Source organism: Shewanella morhuae (assembly GCF_003028295.1).
Classification (GTDB): Bacteria; Pseudomonadota; Gammaproteobacteria; order Enterobacterales; family Shewanellaceae; genus Shewanella; species Shewanella morhuae.
In genome coordinates, this window is sequence record NZ_PYSG01000002.1 from 2,346,708 (window position 1) to 2,363,005 (window position 16,298).

Here is a 16,298-nt window from a genome sequence, read left to right on the forward strand (position 1 = left end):
CCTTAAGCATTTAAGTGTCGCCAAATGTCATCCAAGCTATTGTCTTTCCTTGATTTTGCCTGTTGACTGCGTTTGCACGTTTTGCCTATAAATTCTATCGCCCACGCTACGTCAGCCTCAAGTTGACTTTTGGCCTGTAACGCTAAGGATTTCATTATCGGTTCAAACCAGCCTATCGGTGTTTTCGCCATTTTGAACATCGGCAATCTCAGGGCCACTTTTTGCGCGGCGGCACGGCATAGATAACGCTTCAGCAATAAGCTGAGCAGGCTAGACCAGATCAATCCTTCCACGAGGTGAGGCTGAACAGTGCTAAATCGTTTGAGATTGTTATGACTTTTCCATTCCTTAAATAACAGCTCCACCTGCCAACGCAGTCGATACAGCTTGCTAATATCTTCGGTACTAAAACGGGGGCGCGGCAGGTTGGTTAACCAGCACAGGTAACGATTATCTTGCTGATGCCAAATAGCGACCATGCGACATGAGTAGTGCTTCCAAGCCACATCCAAGTCAAGTACAGCACGCTTGCGGCCCTTGCTCCTCAGTACTTCCTTCAGCGGTTTATTGGCCAGTTTGTCGAGTATTTTTCCTTTCGCATCTGTGGCTTGCATTACGTTCGGGTTGAGGTGTTTACCTGCACGCATCAGAAAATAGCCGCCGTGACGGGTTAAGTTTGCCAGATAATCCAGATCCATATAGCCAGCATCGGCCAGCAATAGGGTATCCATCAGCGTTTCAGCTTTAGGCAGATACGTGCGCTCAGAGGTGCGGTCTGGCGTCAGTGTCAGGCTGACAGGTTGCTCAGATAAGAGTGGCATCGTCATATGACATTTGACTGACGCCGGCGATGGCAACACAAACCGATTGGGGTAAACCTCGGCCAGTTCGGGATGCGCTGGCCAATGACTAATCGAGTAGTTTCGAGCTTAATCGCTGCGCTATATCGTGCACGTTTACTTTTATTCATTGTGTCACCTAAATTCGCTATGAATGAGATCATAATATTTCTTTCTAGGTAGCCAAACTCACTATACCACTTCAATCAAACCATTGAGTTACAAAGAGTATTAATGTCATGACTACCATGTATAATGCAGCAAGAGTTTTAGGGGCGGTAGAATAGATAACTTATTAAGTAGCGTATAAATAACTCGACCGATGGGCTTTAAGCCCATGCAATCAACCTAGAATAAAAATTACAACGCTAAGGATATGAAAGATGCACTTACACAAAACTAAATTAATAACTGCAATGGCTTTTGCTATGGTAACTTTTAATTCGTCGGCTAATTCAGTTGCCGAGAATGAAATCATGTCCTTCGATAAAGTCATATCCGCTGAATCATTCAATTATGAAATTGAATGATTCAGCAAAACTACACAAAAAATTACTTAATGCTGGCATATCTCCTGCAATTACTGCACAGGCAATGTCTAAATATATCAGTTTCGCAATGTTACAAAATGGGGATAGTGAAAATCGAGAGATCGATTGCAGCACTTATCCATTGCGCAATTATGCTTCTAACTTCGGTTGCTGGAAAAGTAAGGACAGCCACATATTTTGTGTTCTGCGCACTCCTCTACTAGGCTTTACATTACCTTGATTTTCTCTGTATGGAGCCTGTGATGACCTCGGCCAGAAGACAGTTAATTGATGCTAATGCGACGCCCTACTATCATGTGATTAATCGCTGTGTTCGCAGGGCTTTTTTGTGTGGTGAGGATAAACTCACGGGCCGCAGTTTCGAGCATAGACGCGGCTGGATTGTTGATAGAATCAAGGTATTATCTGCGATTTTCTGCATTGATATTTGCGCCTATGCGGTGATGAGTAATCACTATCATTTAGTTCTTAAAATTGATGTCGACAAGGCGAAATCGCTAACGCAAAAAGATATTATTCGTCGCTGGTGTCAAATCACTAAAGGCCATGCCGTCGCCACTAAGTATATGAATGGTGATGCTTTAATCGACGGTGAAGTGATGTTACTTGATGCATTACTCGCCGAGTGGCATGAGCGACTGAGCAGTATCTCTTGGTTTATGCGCTGTTTAAATGAAGAAATTGCCCGTAAGGCCAATCGTGAAGATGAGTGTAAAGGCGCTTTTTGGGAAGGCCGTTTTAAGTCACAAGCCTTGTTAGATGAGCGAGCACTGCTGGCGTGCATGATGTATGTCGATTTAAATCCTATTCGAGCAGGGATTGCCGACTCTGTGCAATCCTCTGATTTTACATCGATTCAGGAGCGCGTGAATGCGCTTAATCCTCATATCAACGCGCCCCAACTGGCCAAAACTACCGCAGATAACCTACAGCCAATTCTACATAAAGCCCTCGTAAAATTCGAAGGTGCTACCCACATTAGCCAACAAAAAGGCATCCCGTTTCACTTTGCCGATTATCTGGAACTCATCGACTGGACAAGCCGGGCGATTCGTCATGATAAAAAAGGCTATATCGATAATCAACGGCCAAAACTGCTCAATGAATTAGGAATTTCGCCCGATGCATGGCTCACTTCAGCCAAAGAGTTTCGTCGTCAATACAGTGGCATAAGTGGTCGATGGGATAGCATGTGCGAGTTTAAAAAGCAGCACAACAGTGGGAAATGGTGTAAAGGTAAAGTGTCAAGCCAAGCGTTACACCCTTAAATTAATAAGCTCATAACTGCTCACTATGCAACTTTAGGTATTATTTTTACTTATCAAAAATGAAAATAATCACGAAAAAACTCAGCTCGATTTTGTCCAAAAGTTTTTTATGTTTAATCGAATGACTTTGCTCAAACCTAATCAGGTTGAACAATTTAGCAAAATACTCATGACTTAATTTTTGAACCTACTGGCTACGCTGATACGTGAAAGGTGAGCCATGGTGATTTGCGAGACGACCGTCTGCACCACGGACGGGGCGGTCGAGCACCACGGACTGACTTGAACAACATCCATGTTTAACTGCCAGTTCGCCATCCATGGCTCTCGTTCATAAGTTCTGAAACCCTAGGTTTCTATTCACCGTGTCGGTGAGTGGATGCCATGGCGCCCCTGTATCCATGGTATAAGAACAAGCTAAGCTCTCAATAGCTGAAATGGCGTACGGCCATGCCGCACAATTCCCCATAAAATAAAAAAGCGGCAGATGAAATTCGCCCTGCCGCTTTTTTTACTGTAGTGAATGATACTTAAAGCCGTCTTGCCTCTATCACACTATCGACTTGTGTCAGTTTCGATAGCACCCGCGATAAACCGTCCAGATTATAAAGCTCAAGCTCCAACTCAATCGCTGCTGTCTGGTTTTTAGTGTCCGATGACGAGCTCATAGCCAATACATTGGATTTCTCAGCAGCTAGCACTGAGGTTAAGTCGCGCAATAATCCGCTGCGATCGTGGGCGAGTACCCGCAGACGCATGCGGTAGCCACCAGAGTAATTTTCGCCCCAAACCACTTCAACACCGCGCTCAGGGTGAACTCGCATTAACTCTTTAACTTGTTCACAATCAGCACGATGCACTGAAATACCACGCCCCTTGGTGATAAAGCCAAAAATTTCATCACCGGGAACGGGCTGACAACAACGGGCGATATGGTTAAGTAAATTACCCACACCGTTGACCTCAACTTGGCCTTGACCGCGGCTGTTTGAAATAGGTTTATTTTGACTTTTCTTAACGAGCTCTTCGACGGCATCTTCTTCCGATACTTCATCGAGTCGCAATCGGCTTTGAATATGGTTAACCACTTGATGCAGACGCACATCACCGCCGCCAATGGCCGCCAGTAAGTCTTCCATACTCGCCATATTAAAGCGCTCAACTGCAATGGCGGCGTCTTTAATTTTAAGGCAAACCCGAGCTAACTCAGTTTCCAGCATTTCTTTACCAGCGATAATATTTTTATCTCTGTCTTGCTGCTTAAACCAATGCTGAATTTTCGAGCGCGCTCGCGAAGTACGGATATAACCTAAATTGGGGTTGAGCCAGTCGCGCTTAGGGTTAGGCTGTTTCGAGGTAATGATCTCGATACGCTCGCCCGTTTCAACCTGATAGGTGAACGGCACAATACGGCCATCGACCTTAGCGCCAATACACTTATGCCCTACTTGGGAGTGAATGTAATAGGCAAAGTCGAGTACGGTTGAGCCTAGAGGCAAGTCAACTACCTCACCGCTTGGGGTGAACACATAAACTCGGTCTTCAAACACTTGGCTGCGAATCTCTTCAACCAAGTTGCCACTTTCGACTACGTCCTCTTGCCATTGCAAAATTTTACGCAGCCAATTAATTTTCTCTTCATAGCCACTTTGCTTACCAGAATGATGGCCTTCTTTATATTTCCAATGCGCCGCAACGCCGAGCTCTGCATCTTCATGCATGTCTTGGGTACGGATTTGAATCTCAACGGTTTTACCCTCAGGCCCCACCACTACGGTGTGAATTGATTGGTAACCGTTAGGCTTAGGGTTAGCCACATAGTCATCAAATTCGCGCGGAATATGATGCCAAAGGGTATGTACAACACCTAATGCGCCATAACAATCCTGTAGGCGTTCAGTCACAATACGCACCGCGCGCACGTCAAACAGCTCGTCAAATTTAAGGTGCTTGCCCTTCATTTTTCGCCAGATACTGTAGATATGTTTTGGCCGACCATAGACCTTAGCGCGAATTTGATCTTCATCGAGGCGTTGTTGTAGCTGACTAACAAACTTGTCGATAAAGACTTCGCGATCGAGCCGTTTGCCATCTAACTGCTTGGCAATATCTTTATAAATATCTGGGTGCAGATAGCGAAACGAAATATCTTCTAGCTCCCACTTTAATTGACCAATACCTAAACGATTGGCCAGTGGCGCATAAATATCGGCAATTTCGCGGGCCAGTAACACCCTTGTTTCTTCGTCGGCATTTTTTACTGCGCGTAGCAAACACACACGCTCAGCCAGTTTAATCACCACAGCGCGCACATCTTCGACCATAGCCAGTAACATGCGGCGGATATTGTCGATTTGCGGTTCGGTTGAGCGACTATTTGGATTAATTTTCAGCGCGCCAATGGCATTCATGGTCACGACACTTGCGACCAGACGGGCCAGAGGCTCACCAAATTTCTCTTGAATCGCTTCTTCGGTCAATAAGCCTGCATCTAACACTAAAAATAGAATCGCTGCCTGTAAGGTTTCGATATCCATATTCATTGGCGCAAGGATTTCGACCATCTCGCGGGCACGTTCGAGTAGTTCTCTCTTCGCAGCAGGGCTTTGAGCGGGCAAGGCATCAATCTGTCCAATTAAGGAGAGCAGCATCTGTGCTTCATCGGCATGACCAACATAGCGAGCCACCCAATCTTCTAATTGAAAGTCAGGATCATTAAAATGCGCTTCGCGAACAGAGACCATCTACTTTATTTCCTTATCTGTGCTCAGAGAAAGTGGGCACCACTTCAGCTCTTCTATCTTCAGCATTAGCGTGAACTTGTCAAACCTAACGGGGATAAATACTTCATTTTATATTTTTTTCAACGTTCTATTTACCCAAACGCTGCAATTTACTTGGTTAATTCAAACAATGCCATCGCTTCAATATGATGCGTCTGTGGGAACATATCAATAAGTCCCAACTGTTGTAGTTTATAGCCACGCTCTAACAACACGGCACTGTCGCGGGCCAAACTGGCTGGATTGCAAGACACATATACCACTTTGCGCGGCTTCATTTTTTTCAGCCATTGCAAGCTTTCAAAAGCGCCAGCACGGGCGGGGTCGAGCAGTAATTTATCGATTTTACCCATCCAAGGTTCAAGGGATAAATCCGCACTTAAATCACCATGATAAAAGGTTAAGTTATCTAAATTATTGGCTTTAGCGTTGACGCGAGCTTGGGTTACCATTTCAGCAACCCCTTCAACGCCAATCACATCGCTGCCCATTTTTGCTAAGGGCAAACTGAAATTTCCCATACCGCAAAATAAATCTAGAATGCGCTCATCCGCTGCAGGGGCTAACCAATCCATCGCCTGAGCGACCATAGCCTTATTTATTTGTCCGTTCACTTGCACGAAGTTACCGGGTGTAAAACTTAAACTCACCGCATTGGACGGTGCATTTTCATCTAACAATTGATAAACCGGTAACACTAACTCAGCGCCAATAGCTTGGAACTGGCCTTCATTGTCCTGCAGACAAATATAAATTTGATGTAACTCAGCAAAAGCCGACAACTTAGCGATATCTTTATCGTTTAAAGCCTTAGTCACGCGCAGCACGGCAAAATGACCATTATCGGCGGCAATCAGCTCAAGATGGCCTAAACTCGCTTTAGCTGATAATTGATTCAGCAGCTTAGCAAACGGCACTATTAAATCGGATAATGGCTTAGCTAATACCTGACACTGGCTAATAGGCACTACATTGCTACTGCTAGCGGCACGAAAACCTAAACTTAAATGCTTGGTATTTTTATCAAATAATGTCGCAAGACGGGCGCGGCGGCGATAATGCCAACCTTCACCCGTTAATGCCGGCGATAAAGCGCCATCTTCAGCGCCAGCAAACTTTGCCATAATATCTAGCAGCGCAGCTTCTTTATGCTCACGCTGACCCGCTAATGACATATGTTGCAAGTCACAACCACCACAGGTGTGATAGTGTGGGCACTCGGGCGTTACTCGCTCAGCGCTGGCTGTATCTATGTTGATAAGCTTAGCGCGAGCATAATTTTTCTTTTGCTCCGTCAGCTGCACAGTCACCACTTCATTAGGCAACGCGCCGGGGATAAACACGACTTTGCCCTGATGTTGTGCTATACCTGCGCCTAGGTGTTCAAGTTGATTCACGCTCAGCGACAACTTGGCTGACAACTGTTTGGAACTATTGGGTTTTGCTTTAAAAAATTGTGCCATTTAGGCCTCTGAATCAATAAAATACTGGCAAAGACCGCCCTGTTTCTGGCAGTCTTATAAAATTATCTTCGTCTATGTCACGGGAAAAACCGCCGCTGCTATGAAGCCTGTCAATAACATGACCAAATACAGCCTACGTTCTTGGGTTCTTATGCTGGCGTTGGCGCCAACAATCTTGGTCGGTATCCTTCTAGGAAGCTACTTTACCATAAACCGATTTTATGAGCTCGAAGATACGCTCGTCGAACAAGGCAGCAATATTATTGAACCACTGTCAATTGTCAGTGAAATGGGGTTAGCGGCAAAGGATCGCGAAGCAACCAAGCGCTTACTCGCTGCGGCGCAACTCAATAAGTCAACGTTAGTAAAATCTATCGCCATTTTTGATATCAATAACCAACTCTTTGTGACCTCACACTACCACAAAGATTTTGAAACCATGCGCTACAAAGAAGCTCTTAATACCCTACGTAAAACTGAGGTTGAACATGTAGGCGACAGCCTTATTTTACGGACGCCAATTTTTGCGATTACGCCGTCAACAATCGCTCCAGCCAGTTTTGATGTTGTGACCAATAATGGACCATTATTGGGCTACATTTCTATTATTATCAATAAAGAACGTGCCTTACTCGAACAGCACAGAGCCGCGGTTGCCGCCTTTATTATTGTGTTAATTGGCGTGCAATTAAACCTGTTATTTACTTTCCGTCTCGTAAAAAACGTGACTCGGCCTATAACTGAAATGGTGCGCGTTGTCGCTAAAATCCGTGAGGGTAAATTGGATGCGCGCTTAAACGGTAATTTGATTGGTGAACTCGATTTGCTCAAACGTGGTATCAATGCCATGGCGGGTTCGCTCTCGGAATACCATGATGAAATGCAGCAAAACATCGACCAAGCCACCTCAGATTTACGCGAAACCCTAGAGCAGATTGAAATCCAAAACGTCGAGTTGGATTTAGCCAAAAAACGTGCCTTAGAAGGCAGCCGGATTAAATCTGAGTTTTTAGCTAATATGTCACACGAATTACGTACTCCGCTTAATGGCGTTATTGGTTTTGCAAGGCAATTAGTTAAAACACCTCTGCATTCAAGCCAAGTCGATTACATCAAAACTATTGAACGCAGCGCCACTAATCTTTTAGGTATCATTAATGATATCCTCGATTTTTCTAAGTTAGAAGCCGGTAAAATGGTGTTAGAAAACATGCCATTCGGCCTTAGAGAAACCATCGCTGATGCCATAACCTTGATCTCAACAAGCGCCCAAGCTAAAGGTCTAGAACTGGTCGTTGATATTGCAGCCGATGTTCCCGATAGTGTCCATGGCGACGCCATGCGGGTGTGCCAAATTATTAATAACTTAGTCGGTAACGCCATTAAATTTACTGACTCTGGCAGTGTAATGGTCAAAATTGAGCTGCAAAGCCAGTCAGATGAACAAGTGATATTGCGCTGTGATGTAGTAGACACGGGTATCGGTATCGATGAGAGCCAGCAAGACTTTTTATTTCAAGCCTTTGGTCAAGCTGACTCCTCCATTTCACGCCGCTTTGGCGGTACAGGGCTTGGCCTTATCATCACTAAACGCCTAGTTAATCAAATGGGTGGCCATATTGGCTTTACATCATCGCCAGAGAAAGGTTCTAACTTCTGGTTTAGTTTGCCACTCGGCTTAGGCCAGTTCCAAATGAGTGATTCTCTGCCGCTTGAAAAACTCAAAAATAAAACGGTATTATTTTACGAACCCCGTGTTCTGACTCATACGGTATTAAGTCGCCAACTCCATCAGTGGGGAACCAGTGTCACCCATCAACAACATATTCCAAACCTACTGGCCACACTCAACACTGTTGAAGGCAAATATGATTATGTGCTGCTAAGTTGCCACGGATTTAATAACTCAGCGCAATTAGTGGACACATTAATATTTGCAAAAACCAAAACAGATTGCCTTGTGGTGTTATTCGATTGCCAAGAACAAGATATTTTAACCCAGTTTATTCGCCCTAATGCCGATGTCGTGTTATCACTGCCAATCAGTGAACACCAACTCGCCCACAACTTAATTTACCCACCAATGGAATACAATATTATCGCTCCCGTTACGATAACGACGCTGGCAGCTCGCCAATCCTTAAGCGTATTAGCGGTGGATGATAACTTTGCCAATTTAAAACTGATTGATACCTTATTGAGCGAACTGGTGACGACCGTCGTTGCCGTTAACAATGGTAATGAGGCGGTTAAGCAAGCCAAAACTCGTACTTTCGATCTGATTTTTATGGATATTCAGATGCCGGGTACCGATGGTATCAGTGCGACAAAACTCATTCGCCAAGGCTCAATGAACCGCAACACACCGATTATTGCGGTAACGGCCCATGCAATAGCTGAAGAACGCGAGTTGATTTTAGGCAGTGGTATGGATGGATACTTACCCAAACCGATTGATGAAGCGGCGCTTAAAGATGTAATTCATCGCTGGATCACAAGGCCTAAGTTTACCCATTTTGATCTGCATACTTTGAATTGGGATTTATGCTTAACCCAAGCTAATCATAAGGCTAGCCTCGCCTTAGACATGCTAAGAATGTTACTCGACTCCCTACCCGAAACGGTGGAGACAATCCAAACAGCGTTAAATCAAAACGATCATGCCGTTATGCTCAGCACGATCCATAAGTTGCATGGTGCGAGCTGCTACTGTGGTGTGCCTACCACACAAAGATTATGCCAAGAAATTGAATCAGCACTAAAGCGAGGAAGTGCTGTTGAAGATCTTGACCCAGAAATACTAGAGTTACTTGATGAGTTAACTAAGGTAGAATCGGCAGCAAATCAAGTGATATCACAGCTATCAGCGGAAATAACAGATGACCAAAAAAACGGGCTTTTTTAAACGTCTAAAGGCGTTAACACTGCCACAAAAACAACTCTTTGCTACTGCACTTTGCCAACGTATGCTGCCGAACTATCAGCTATTTTCTGAGGTGTGTGAGTTTGGTGATCCTAGCGTATTAAGTACGGCATTAGAGTTACTGTGGCAGTCCCAGTACGACTCTAAGCTTAAATTCAATATTGATGTGCATTTGCAACGCCTAGAGGATAACACCCCAGATCCTGCTAATTTTGAAGCCTATGGTGCTCATCCTGCTATGGATACCGTAGTTGCCATTTCGACATTATTGAGTGCTATCCAAGATAAAATAGAAGAAGATATCATCAATATCAGTAAACTTTCTTCAAGCACTGTTGCTCACTATATTGAAGCTATCAGCGATGTCGATTTAGTCGACGAAGCATTAGATGATTTTGTTTTCGCCCATGAAGTCATGGAAGAAGAAAAAGAGCTACAAAATTCGCTACTCGAAATTATCGAAGAAAACCCAAAAATTACTGCAGAACTGGTAAAGGGTTTACGCAAAGATATTATTGAAGCTGGCGTATCAAATATCGGTATTAGCATAGCTTAATTGGCCAAGTGCTTGGGGCAACTCAAGCACTCATTAAGAAAAATAATCGCCAATGCTCTTCACTAAAATATCTTGTGGTGAGGTAAATTCCATAATAAATAAGTGCTATCGTTAACTATGATCCTTTGTTAATTTGGAGTTATCCCTATGAGAAAACTTATTTATCAAGGATTTATCTTAACTAATAGCGAAGGCCATACCGATAGTTGGAAACTCACAATTAAAGATCAACATCGTATTGGTTCATTGTTTGAGTTACGCCGTTTAGTCGCATATTATTTAGAATTAGGCGTATTACCTGAGACACGTGTAAGCCTTCAAGATGTGAAACAAGTACAAAATATGATGCCTAAAAATACCGTTATAGCCAAAAAACGCTGATAATGTTTTCTATCTTCAGCCCTTAAAGTATATAAAATAGCTCTGATGCCTTTAACTACATAAACTCAATAAATACTGCAACGCGGTCATTAAGAGTTAATGCGCCAGTGAAAAATAACCGCAGTGAGTTTATAACCATTTAATTGTAAGGATGAGTGAGGGAATGACTATTTTAACCCCTCTGTTTGCCGTATTCGGGATTATGTTGCTCGGCACGCTAGTACAAAAACTAAAAATCTTACCCGTTGATACGGATCAAGTACTTAACCAGTATGTCTATTATATTGCCTTCCCAGCAATCATGCTTATTGCCCTTGCACAGCAACCAATTGATGAGATTTTGCAATGGGGTTTTATTGCCGGCTACAGCACGGCTATGATCACCACTTATCTTATTTGTCTTGGGCTTTCACTGCTGGTGGATCCTCAGCAACATGCCATTGCCGCCATTCGAGCACTCAATGCCACCTTCGGCAATACAGCTTTTATTGGTATCCCGTTACTTATCATCCTGTTCCCGCAACAACAAAGCGCTTTAATTGCAGCAGCGATTGCCAGCTTATTATCAGTGCTGATGTTTGCTGTAGCTTTAGTATCAATGGAACTAGCGATAAATACACAAAGACAACATCACGCCTTCGTTATAATAACAATGGCAATAGGCAAAAATCCTATTGTTATTGGCAGCTTAATTGGTGTGGGTATTTCGGCACTGGAGATAAAATTACCTCCTGGGCTCGCACTGATGATCCAGCAGATAGGCAATACCTCAAGCCCTTGCGCACTATTTGCAATCGGCATGGTGCTAGCCAAAGCGATGCGCTATCAAAAAGATAGCAAGGTATTTAGCCTTAAAAGCGTCATAGAACTTAGCCTTATCAACCTGTTCAAACTGGTGATTCAACCTTTGCTTATTTATTTTATGCTTAAAAGTTTTGCTGTAACTGGGGACTATTTAATTATGGGCGTGATCTTAAGTGCATTGCCTACTGCGGCTAGCGCCTACTTACTCGCTCAGCGCTACAATACTCAGGCATCAAGCAGTGCTCAGGGTATTTTATTCGGTACAATAGTGACTTTTTTCAGTTTACCCATATTAGAATCTCTAGTAAGAACTCACTCATAATCAATAGATTAAAAATATTAACTAGCAATTTTGTTGATTATTTACTCAAGCCGCTTTACTGTATATAAAATCAGTATATACTGTTTATCAATACAGTGGTTTGGTGTGTTTTCGACAGGGATTCGCTATGCTTTGCCAACTCAGCATTAATAACTTTGCTATCGTCCGATTTTTAGAATTAGATTTTCGTCCCGGTATGACCAGCATTACAGGTGAGACGGGAGCTGGTAAATCGATCGCTATCGACGCTTTAGGCCTATGTCTAGGTAATAGAGCCGATGCCAGCAGCATTCGCCCTGGAGCCAGTAAAACAGAGGTTAGTGCGCGCTTTTCTTTGGATGATATTCCACTGGCCAAACGTTGGTTAGAGGATAACGATCTTGAGCTCGACAATGAGTGTATCCTACGCCGGACCATTGGCAGTGATGGCCGCTCACGGGCCTATATCAACGGTAATCCAGTACCACTGACACAACTCAAATTACTAGGTCAGTTACTCATTGGTATTCACGGCCAACATGCACACCATGCAATGTTAAAAAGTGAGCATCAACTCACCCTGCTCGACAGCTATGCAAACCATAGATTACTGATTGATACTGTAAGTGCGAGTTTTCAGCGTTGTAAGCAAATTGAAGCCGATCTAAAACAGCTAGAAGCCTCTCAGCATGAACGGATTGCTCGTAAACAACTAGTGCAATATCAAGTAGAAGAACTTGATGAGTTTGATCTTAAAGTCGATGAATTTGATGAAATTGAACAAGAGCACAAACGACTGGCTAACGGCACTGAGCTCATTGATACCTGTCAGGCAAGCTTAGACATACTCACTGAAGGCGAAGAAAGTAATATAGAATCACTACTCAATCGAGTTGTTTCTCTGGCAGAAGATCTGCAAAGCTACGATCCCGCATTAAGTAATATCAGCACTATGCTGAATGATGCACTAATCCAAGTACAAGAAAGTGCCGGTGAATTACAGCATTATTTAAGTAAACTTGAACTCGATCCAACCCATTTTGCCTATTTAGAAGAACGGCTATCAAAAGCCATGCAACTGGCGCGTAAGCACCATGTTAGCCCGAATAAATTAGCCGACCATCACTTAGCCTTAAAGACTGAACTGAGCACCTTAGACAGCGATGAAAACAAACTCGAAGAAATTCAGTTACAAGTTGATGCCAGCAGAAGCGCTTATCTTAGCAATGCACAAAAGCTCAGTCAAAGCCGCGCAAGATATGCTAAAGAGCTTGATAAACTCGTTACTCAGTCAATCCACGAACTGAATATGCCCAAGGGGAAATTTACTATCGAAGTCAATTTCCACCCAGAGCAGATGTCCATCAATGGCAGTGACAATATTGAATTTATGGTGACCACTAACCCAGGCCAGCCTTTACAACCCATTTCTAAAGTGGCTTCAGGCGGTGAACTTTCACGAATAGGCTTAGGTATTCAAGTCATTACGGCGAAAAAAGTCGCCACACCAACGTTGATTTTTGATGAGGTAGATGTGGGTATCTCTGGCCCAACCGCCGCAGTGGTTGGCCGTATGTTACGCAGCTTAGGCGAGTCGACTCAAGTATTGTGCGTAACTCACTTACCCCAAGTTGCGGGCAATGGGCACCAACATATGTTTGTCGATAAGTTTAATAAAGCGGGCAGCACTGAAACAACTATGAAATCACTCGATCGTGAGCAACGTATACAAGAACTCGCCAGACTATTAGGCGGCGACACTATCACCAGCAATACGCTAGCAAACGCTAGAGAACTGCTGCAATAGTAGGAACAAAGAGAGTCAAGGACAACACGATGAGAGAACCAAATTGATATATAACCATAGTTAAAACAAAGGGCTAGCTGTTAGCTAAAACACCACACTAGCCCTTGTAAACAAATAAAGGCGAACACGCCAGCTAAAACATCATCGATCATTATGCCAAAACCGCCTTCAACTTTGGCGTCAAGCCAACGAATCGGCCAAGGCTTAATGATATCGAAAAAGCGAAATAGACCAAATCCGACTAATAGCCAAACCCAGCCTGCTGGCGCTGCTATCATAGTGATTAGTAGCCCAGCCACTTCATCCCACACAATAGCGCCGTGATCGTGTACGCCCATATCATTAGCAGCTTTACCACAAATATAAAAACCCGCCAAAACACTGATTAAGGTTAAACCGAGATACCAAGCCAGCGGTAATGGCGCCATAAGCAAATACAAGGGAATAGCTGCAAAAGTACCGAAAGTACCGGGCGCTTTAGCGGCAAGTCCACTACCAAAACCGAGTGCTAAAAAATGCACAGGGTTCTTTAATGATAGGCGAGTTAACGCCTTATCCTTTGACAACCATTTCATTAACACGCTCTTCGCTTAAAAGTGCTCAAAACCGTAATACGGTGGAATAAAAGGCTCACCATTGAGTTGTAATTTTAGTTTGCTGCCAGCACAAATTTGCCCAACACGGACAAATTTAGTCCCCGTATGGTTCAATGTTGTTTCAAGGGCACCTTTTTGGGACTCTGGAACCGTGAACAACAGTTCATAATCTTCGCCACCCGTAAGTGCATAACCTAATGCATGCTCCTCACTCACAGTATCTTTCATCGCCAATGATAACGGAATGCAATTAACATCAACAATTGCCCCCACCTCTGCAGCTTTAAGAATATGGCTAATATCTGAAATAAAACCGTCAGAAAGATCAATCGCACTAGAGGCTAATGATCGTAGCGCTTGGCCTGCTAACACTCTTGGCGTTGGACGATAATGACGATTGATAAGGAATTCTTTGTTTTCGGCTTTGGCTTGCTGAGCACCGCGGATAATATCCAGACCTAAGGCGGAATCGCCAAGCGTGCCGGTAACATAAATCCAGTCACCCGCTTTAGCACCGTGTCGCGTGAGGGCTTTACCCTGTGGAACTTGGCCATGCACGGTAATATTAATCGCCCGCGGACCGCGAGTGGTATCACCACCAATTAAAGCTATACCATAGTAATTGGCGGCTTCAAACAACCCCTCGCTAAAACCACTGAGCCAAGTTTCATCGACGTCAGGCAGGGTTAAAGCAAGCGTCATCCACGCAGGTTCTGCGCCCATGGCAGCCAAATCAGATAAATTTACCGCTAAGGCTTTGTAGCCTAAAGCAGCTGGAGGCATATCGGGGAAGAAGTGAACATTTTCGACTAAGGTGTCACAGGAGATAGCAATCGACTTATTTTCTGCCGGTTGCACTAAAGCGCAATCGTCGCCGATGCCTAGCTTGACATCACGGCGAGTGGGGCCGCGATTGCTAAAATAACATTCAATTAATTGGAATTCTTTCACTGTACAGTTTGGCACGACTCACATCGGCCACCTTTGTTAGCAATGAAAAACGGTATCCTAAGATACCGTTTGTCTTTGTTACTTACGTGCAACCAGTTTGTCGAGCAGTCCGTTTACAAACTTATGACTCTCGTCCGCACCGAAAGATTTCGCCAATTCGATCGCTTCATTAATCGCGACCTTATACGGCACATCTTTGCGGAAAGTCAGCTCATAGGTCGCTAAACGAACAATGGCTTTCTCAACTGGAGACACTTCATCAATCGGGCGCTCCAGATGCGGGATGATTAAATCATCCAATTGGGTTTTCTTCGTTGCAACGCCTGAAAATAGCTCACGAAAATAAGCTACATCAACACCATCGAGACTTTGTTCAGTTAAAAACTCATGCTCGACATCGGCAATATTATTCCCGCTTAGTTGCCATGAATAGATGGCTTGAACGGCTAAACGGCGGGCCTTGCGGCGCTCAGAAGGCTTCATTATTTTTCCTACTATAACAACTGTTGTTCAAGTTCTTGCAGAACATTGACCATTTCTAACAGGCTTAAAGCAGCTTCGCCGCCTTTGTTACCCGCTTTGGTACCTGAACGTTCAATAGCTTGTTCTATGGTATCTGTGGTCAACACGCCGAAAGCAACAGGTAGATCAAATTCTAAAGCAATTTGAGCTAGTCCTTTATTACATTCGCCTGCAACAAAATCAAAATGAGGAGTACCACCACGGATCACCGCACCTAATGCGATAATACCGTCGAATTTACCACTGGCAGCTACGCGACGCGCAGCTAGCGGCAACTCAACAGCACCTGGTACACGGACAACAGTGATATTGTCGTCGCTGACTTGGCCAAAACGCTTCAGCGTGTCAAGTGCACCTTCAAGCAAGCTCTCAACTAAAAAGCTGTTGAAACGCGAAATTACAATCGCAACTTTGGCATTTTTCGCTTCGATATTACCTTGAACTACGTTCATTATCTTACCTAATTTAGCTAAAGCACCCAGCTCGGGGCGAAAAGTGGCGACATGATATCACAGCCCATTGCCCAGAGCCCTATGCAAATTATCAGAAATTG

General features: G+C 44.0%; 13 protein-coding genes. 6 read left to right on the forward strand and 7 right to left on the reverse strand.

Annotated elements, in window-relative coordinates:
- Nucleotides 1-2: 2 nt before the first annotated feature.
- Nucleotides 3-860, reverse strand: a complete 858-nt coding sequence (locus C9I43_RS10825; RefSeq protein WP_373455340.1) for an IS4 family transposase — start codon at nt 858-860, stop codon at nt 3-5.
- Nucleotides 861-1,632: 772 nt separating this feature from the next.
- On the opposite strand from C9I43_RS10825, the gene C9I43_RS10835 reads away from it, so the two are divergent.
- Nucleotides 1,633-2,658 (forward strand): transposase, encoded by a 1,026-nt coding sequence (locus tag C9I43_RS10835; protein WP_107883464.1) that lies wholly within the window; start codon nt 1,633-1,635, stop codon nt 2,656-2,658.
- A gap of 530 nt (nt 2,659-3,188) precedes the next feature.
- Here the strand turns inward: C9I43_RS10835 and relA are convergent.
- Both relA and rlmD read right to left on the reverse strand, forming a co-directional pair.
- Nucleotides 3,189-5,402 carry a GTP diphosphokinase gene (gene relA / locus C9I43_RS10840; protein ID WP_107883465.1) on the reverse strand — a complete coding sequence of 738 codons (2,214 nt, stop codon included), beginning with the start codon at nt 5,400-5,402 and terminating at the stop codon, nt 3,189-3,191.
- A gap of 149 nt (nt 5,403-5,551) precedes the next feature.
- Nucleotides 5,552-6,904: a 23S rRNA (uracil(1939)-C(5))-methyltransferase RlmD gene (gene rlmD, locus C9I43_RS10845; RefSeq protein ID WP_107883466.1), complete on the reverse strand. Its 1,353-nt coding sequence runs from the start codon at nt 6,902-6,904 to the stop codon at nt 5,552-5,554.
- A gap of 100 nt (nt 6,905-7,004) precedes the next feature.
- On the opposite strand from rlmD, the gene barA reads away from it, so the two are divergent.
- The 5 genes from barA (at nt 7,005) to recN (ending at nt 13,676) form a co-directional block, all read left to right on the forward strand.
- On the forward strand, nt 7,005-9,809 hold the full coding sequence (gene barA, locus C9I43_RS10850; protein ID WP_107883467.1) for a two-component sensor histidine kinase BarA: 2,805 nt from the start codon (nt 7,005-7,007) through the stop codon (nt 9,807-9,809).
- A complete protein-coding gene (locus C9I43_RS10855; RefSeq protein WP_107883468.1) occupies nt 9,784-10,383 on the forward strand; it encodes a YjaG family protein in 600 nt (199 codons plus the stop codon). The genes barA and C9I43_RS10855 overlap by 26 nt, the downstream gene beginning before the upstream one ends.
- 147 nt (nt 10,384-10,530) lie before the next feature.
- Nucleotides 10,531-10,764 carry a DUF3319 domain-containing protein gene (locus tag C9I43_RS10860; protein ID WP_107883469.1) on the forward strand — a complete coding sequence of 78 codons (234 nt, stop codon included), beginning with the start codon at nt 10,531-10,533 and terminating at the stop codon, nt 10,762-10,764.
- 163 nt (nt 10,765-10,927) lie between these two features.
- Complete coding sequence (locus C9I43_RS10865; protein ID WP_107883470.1) at nt 10,928-11,890, forward strand: AEC family transporter; 963 nt, start codon at nt 10,928-10,930, stop codon at nt 11,888-11,890.
- Between the two features lie 127 nt (nt 11,891-12,017).
- Nucleotides 12,018-13,676, forward strand: coding sequence for a DNA repair protein RecN (gene recN, locus C9I43_RS10870; RefSeq protein ID WP_107883471.1), 1,659 nt, complete (start codon nt 12,018-12,020; stop codon nt 13,674-13,676).
- Nucleotides 13,677-13,756: 80 nt separating this feature from the next.
- Here the strand turns inward: recN and C9I43_RS10875 are convergent, their stop codons facing one another.
- The 4 genes from C9I43_RS10875 to ribH form a co-directional block, all read right to left on the reverse strand.
- Nucleotides 13,757-14,251 (reverse strand): phosphatidylglycerophosphatase A family protein, encoded by a 495-nt coding sequence (locus C9I43_RS10875; protein WP_107883472.1) that lies wholly within the window; start codon nt 14,249-14,251, stop codon nt 13,757-13,759.
- A gap of 15 nt (nt 14,252-14,266) precedes the next feature.
- Entirely contained in the window at nt 14,267-15,223 is a 957-nt protein-coding gene (thiL, locus tag C9I43_RS10880) for a thiamine-phosphate kinase (RefSeq protein ID WP_076496481.1), read from the reverse strand.
- A gap of 78 nt (nt 15,224-15,301) precedes the next feature.
- On the reverse strand, nt 15,302-15,706 hold the full coding sequence (gene nusB / locus C9I43_RS10885; RefSeq protein ID WP_076496480.1) for a transcription antitermination factor NusB: 405 nt from the start codon (nt 15,704-15,706) through the stop codon (nt 15,302-15,304).
- Nucleotides 15,707-15,717: 11 nt separating this feature from the next.
- Nucleotides 15,718-16,197, reverse strand: coding sequence for a 6,7-dimethyl-8-ribityllumazine synthase (ribH, locus tag C9I43_RS10890; RefSeq protein ID WP_076496479.1), 480 nt, complete (start codon nt 16,195-16,197; stop codon nt 15,718-15,720).
- Nucleotides 16,198-16,298: the final 101 nt, after the last annotated feature.

Coding starts and splice junctions, on each gene's coding strand:
- relA (WP_107883465.1), bottom strand. CDS start 5,402: ATGGTCTCTGTTCGCGAAGCGCATTTTAATGATCCTGACTTTCAATTA.
- nusB (WP_076496480.1), bottom strand. CDS start 15,706: ATGAAGCCTTCTGAGCGCCGCAAGGCCCGCCGTTTAGCCGTTCAAGCC.
- recN (WP_107883471.1), top strand. CDS start 12,018: ATGCTTTGCCAACTCAGCATTAATAACTTTGCTATCGTCCGATTTTTA.
- C9I43_RS10860 (WP_107883469.1), top strand. CDS start 10,531: ATGAGAAAACTTATTTATCAAGGATTTATCTTAACTAATAGCGAAGGC.
- C9I43_RS10855 (WP_107883468.1), top strand. CDS start 9,784: ATGACCAAAAAAACGGGCTTTTTTAAACGTCTAAAGGCGTTAACACTG.
- rlmD (WP_107883466.1), bottom strand. CDS start 6,904: ATGGCACAATTTTTTAAAGCAAAACCCAATAGTTCCAAACAGTTGTCA.
- C9I43_RS10875 (WP_107883472.1), bottom strand. CDS start 14,251: ATGAAATGGTTGTCAAAGGATAAGGCGTTAACTCGCCTATCATTAAAG.
- C9I43_RS10865 (WP_107883470.1), top strand. CDS start 10,928: ATGACTATTTTAACCCCTCTGTTTGCCGTATTCGGGATTATGTTGCTC.
- ribH (WP_076496479.1), bottom strand. CDS start 16,197: ATGAACGTAGTTCAAGGTAATATCGAAGCGAAAAATGCCAAAGTTGCG.
- C9I43_RS10835 (WP_107883464.1), top strand. CDS start 1,633: ATGACCTCGGCCAGAAGACAGTTAATTGATGCTAATGCGACGCCCTAC.
- barA (WP_107883467.1), top strand. CDS start 7,005: ATGAAGCCTGTCAATAACATGACCAAATACAGCCTACGTTCTTGGGTT.